This is a genomic window from Micromonospora sp. NBS 11-29, from assembly GCF_002140155.1.
Lineage (GTDB): Bacteria > Actinomycetota > Actinomycetes > Mycobacteriales > Micromonosporaceae > Micromonospora.
Genome location: NZ_NAPR01000020.1, coordinates 166,504 through 170,612, shown reverse-complemented (window position 1 = coordinate 170,612; position 4,109 = coordinate 166,504). Strand labels below are relative to the sequence as shown.

Genomic DNA, 4,109 nt, shown 5'->3' with positions numbered 1-4,109 from the left:
TCGCCCTCGACGGGGCCGCCTTCGCCCTCGACGGGGCCGCCTTCGCCCTCGACGGAGTCGACTTCGCCCGCGAGGGAGCCGACTTCGCAGCCCGGGACGGAGTCGACTTCGCCCGCGACGGGGCCGCCTTGCGCGTACCCGTGGCCTTGGCCCTGGCGCCGGTGGCGCGTGCGGCCGGCGCGGCCTTGGCCGGCGACGTCGCCTTCCGGCGGGCCGTGGTCTTCTTCGCGGCGGCCTTCTTCGCCGCGGCGGGCCGGCCGGCCGGGCCGGTGCTCCGCCGGGCCGCGCCACCGCGCTTCTCCGCCCGGATGGTCCGCTCCAGGGTCTTCACCAGCTCCGGCTTGCGCAGCGCGGAGATGCCGGAGACCCCGCGCCGGCGGAGCTGGCCGCGGATGTCGTCGGCCTTCATCCGGGAGATGTCGGACTCCGACACCTTCGGAGTGTTGGGTGTCTGGTTGCCGGTTTGCCGCTTGGTGCGGGTCGCAGTCGTGCCGCGACCTGAGCTGTTGCGCTGAGCCATGGGACACGCTCCTCGACAGTCCGTCCTCGGCCCGCGGTGGGTCCCAGTGCTCCGCACCGCGCGGTGCGGCATACCCGTCAGGAGGGTTCCGAACCTCCGGCGGCCGGACCCGCCGATGTCGAGGGTTCGACGAGGTGGGCGAACGCGGCCAGGTTGGCGGTCGACTCGCCCCGCTTCACCCGCCACTCCCACTCCCGGCGGATCGCGGTGCCGAAGCCGATCTCCAACATGCCGTCGAACGACTCGTCGGCGTACGTCAGCACGGAGCCGAGCAGCCGGTCCAGCTCGTCGGCGTCGATCCCGGCCAGGTTGACCCGGCCGGTCAGGTAGACGTCGCCGACCGCGTCGATGGAGAACGAGACCGCGTACATCCGGGCGTTGCGCTGCAACAGCCAGGCCCACAGCTCCTCGCGACGCTCGTCGGGCTGGCGCATCACGAACGCCTCGACCCGCAGCGCGTGCTCACCGACGATCAGGTTGCAGATCGTCTTGAGCTTGTGCGTGCCCGGCAGGGTCACCGCGTACGCCATCTCGCCGGTGGACTCCCACTCCAGCTCACGCTCGGCGCAGACGGTCTCGATCAGCGCGGCGACCTCACTCCTGCGGCTCATCGCACCCACTCTACGGTCGCCCGGCGGCGACTGCCCGGCGGCGACGGCCGGTCACCAGGAGCAGGCGAGCGCGGGGTCGCCGAGCCGGCCGGCCAGCCGGGCACGGTGCTCGGTGATCGCCTCCCCGTAGACCGCGAGCAGCCCGGACACGGTCCGGTGCCAGGAGAAGTCCCGGGCGTGCCGTTCGGCGCCGCGGGCCAGGGCGGCCCGGCGCGCCCGGTCGGGCAGCAGGCGGGCCAGGGCCCGCGCCCAGTCGACCGGGTCGTGCCCGTCGATGAGCACCCCGCTGACCCCGTCGCGTACGGCGGTGACCAGGCCGCCCACGGCGGCGGCCAGCACCGGCGTGCCGCATGCCTGCGCCTCCAGCGCGACCAGCCCGAACGACTCGTTGTGCGACGGCACGGCGACCAGATCGGCGGCGCGGTAGAGCGCGGGCAGGTCCTCGCCGGTCTGCGGGGGGAGGAAACGCACCCGGTCGGCCACGCCGAGCGAGCGGGCCAGCTCGATCAGCGCGGTGGGCCGCTCCAGACCGCTGCCGCTGGGACCGCCGCAGATCACCACGGTCAGCTCGCCGGCGAGCGCGGGGTCCCGTTCGCGCAGCGCGGCGACCGCGCGGACCAGCACGTCCGGCGCCTTGAGCGGCTGGATCCGGCCGACGAACGCGACCACGTACCCGTCGACCGGCAACCCCAGGCGGCGGCGGGCGGCCCGGGTCGCGGCCGCCCGGTCGCCCGGTGCGGGGCGGAACCGGTCCAGGTCGACGCCGGGCTCCACCACGGCCACCCGGCCGGGCTCGGCCGCGTACCGGTCGAGCAGGTCGCGGGCCTCCACNCCCGGGCCTTCGGCTCGGGTCGGTCCCCGGCGGCGAGCCGGGCGTTCTTGACCTTGGCGAGGGTGTGCGCGGTGTGCACCAGCGGCACGCCCCAACGCTCCTTGGCCAGCCAGCCGACCTGCCCGGAGAGCCAGTAGTGCGAGTGGATCAGGTCGTAGTGGCCGGGCGCGCGGGCCGCCTCGGCGCGCAGCACGCCGGCGGTGAAGGCGCAGAGCTGGCCGGGCAACTCCTCCTTGGTCAGCCCCTCCAGCGGCCCGGCGGTGACGTGCCGGACGCTCACCCCGGGCGCCATCTCGACCACCGGGGGCAGGTCACCGGAGGTGGCTCGGGTGAAGATCTCCACCTCGACGTCGGCCTCGGCCAGCCGCCGGGCGACCTCCAGGATGTACACGTTCATGCCACCCGCGTCACCGGTACCCGGCTGGTGCAGCGGCGATGTGTGCACCGAGAGGGTGGCGATGCGCCGGGGCCGGGGCCACGGCAGGGCACCTCGCTGACGACCGACACCGGTGTGCAACTCCGCCACGTCCGCTCCCTCTGTCACGGTTGATGCCGTCCCGCACGACCGGCGCTCCTCGGTCAACCCGTACGCCGGATGTCATCTTCCCCATCGGGGTTCGGAAATACCTGCCGCGGGTTCCCGGGCGTGACGGACCTCATCGCCGCGCGCAACGGGACGGCGGGGGAGAATGGCCCGATGACCCCAGTCGCNCCGAGGGTTTCCACGTGCTGGCCGCCGCGCGGCGTACCGACCGGCTGGCCGCGCTGGTCGCCGAGATCGAGTCGGCCGGTGGGACGGCGACCGCCGTTGCGTGCGACGTGACCTCGGACGAGTCGGTGGCCGGCCTGGCCGCCGCGGCGGACGCCGCCGCCGGGCCGGTCACCCTGCTGGTGAACAACGCCGGCGGGGCACGCGGCCTGGACCCGGTCGAGACCGCGGACGTGGGCGACTGGCAATGGATGTACGACGTCAACGTGCTCGGCACGCTGCGGGTCACCAAGGCGCTGCTGCCCGCGCTGGAACGCTCCGGCGCCGGCACCGTGGTGATCGTCAGCTCGACCGCCGGGCACGTCGTCTACGAGGGCGGCGGCGGCTACACGGCGGCCAAGCACGCGCAGACCGCGATCGCCGGCACGCTCCGGCTGGAGCTGTCCGGCCGACCGGTCCGGGTGGTCGAGATCGACCCGGGCATGGTGAAGACCGAGGAGTTCGGCCTGGTCCGGTTCGACGGCGACGCCGACCGCGCGGCGGCGGTCTACGCCGGGGTGCCCGAGCCGCTGGTCGCCGACGACGTCGCCGACTGCGTCGCCTGGTGCGCCACCCGCCCGCACCACGTCAACGTGGACCAGCTCGTGGTCCGCCCGCTGGCCCAGGCCGCCCAGCACAAGGTGCNNGTCTAGCGTGAAGCGCGAGGAGTGAGCCGGGTTTGCGAGCCCCGCAGTCGCGAACGGGGAGGCACTGATGGACCGGCCGCTCGGGGTCGTCACCCGGGGGACGACGAATCCGAACCGGCTCCGGCGGGTGGACAACTGGATCGTCGGGACCTGCGGCGACGCGCTCCGCGCCGCCGCCGACCCACTCGTGGTGGACCTCGGCTACGGCGCCACCCCGGTCACCCCGGTCGAGCTGCGGGCCCGGCTCGCCGCCGGGGTCCGCGCCGACGTCCGGGTGGTCGGGCTGGAGATCGATCCGGTACGCGTGGCCGCCGCCCAGCCGGCCGCCGACCCGCCCGGCCTCACCTTCACCCGGGGCGGCTTCGAACTGGCCGGGTTGCGTCCCGCGCTGGTGCGGGCGTTCAACGTGCTACGCCAGTACGACGAGGACGAGGTCCCCGACGCCTGGCGCACCGTCACCGGGCGGTTGGCCCCCGGCGGGCTGCTGGTCGAGGGCACCTGCGACGAGTTGGGGCGGCTCGGCGCCTGGGTGCTGCTGGACGCCACCGGCCCGCGCACACTCACGCTGGCCGCGAAGCTGACCACGCTGGAGAGCCCGGCAAGTCTGGCCGAGCGGCTGCCGAAGGCGCTGATCCACCGCAACGTGCCCGGTGAACGCGTACACGACCTGCTCGACGCACTGACCCACGCCTGGCGGTCGGCCGCCGGCTACGCCCCGTTCGGCCCGCGCCAGCGCTGGCTGCGCAGCGTG

General features: G+C 74.7%; 1 protein-coding gene and 4 pseudogenes. 2 read left to right on the top strand and 3 right to left on the bottom strand.

What is annotated here, in order from left to right; all coding sequences use genetic code 11:
• From B1205_RS32220 to mshA, 3 genes and pseudogenes are all read right to left on the bottom strand, one after another.
• Positions 1-433: pseudogene (locus tag B1205_RS32220) on the bottom strand (hypothetical protein); the annotation flags it as partial.
• A gap of 164 nt (positions 434-597) precedes the next feature.
• Positions 598-1,131: a YbjN domain-containing protein gene (locus B1205_RS23150; RefSeq protein ID WP_089157512.1), complete on the bottom strand. Its 534-nt coding sequence runs from the start codon at positions 1,129-1,131 to the stop codon at positions 598-600.
• Positions 1,132-1,182: 51 nt separating this feature from the next.
• Positions 1,183-2,489: pseudogene (gene mshA / locus B1205_RS23145) on the bottom strand (D-inositol-3-phosphate glycosyltransferase).
• 188 nt (positions 2,490-2,677) lie between these two features.
• On the opposite strand from mshA, the pseudogene B1205_RS23140 reads away from it, so the two are divergent.
• A pseudogene (locus tag B1205_RS23140) lies at positions 2,678-3,364 on the top strand (SDR family NAD(P)-dependent oxidoreductase); the annotation flags it as partial.
• A 61-nt stretch (positions 3,365-3,425) separates the two neighbouring features.
• Positions 3,426-4,109, top strand: a pseudogene (locus B1205_RS32215) (class I SAM-dependent methyltransferase); the annotation flags it as partial.

Excerpts from the sequence above, each read along its gene's own strand:
- B1205_RS23150 (WP_089157512.1), bottom strand. The coding sequence starts at position 1,131 with ATGAGCCGCAGGAGTGAGGTCGCCGCGCTGATCGAGACCGTCTGCGCC.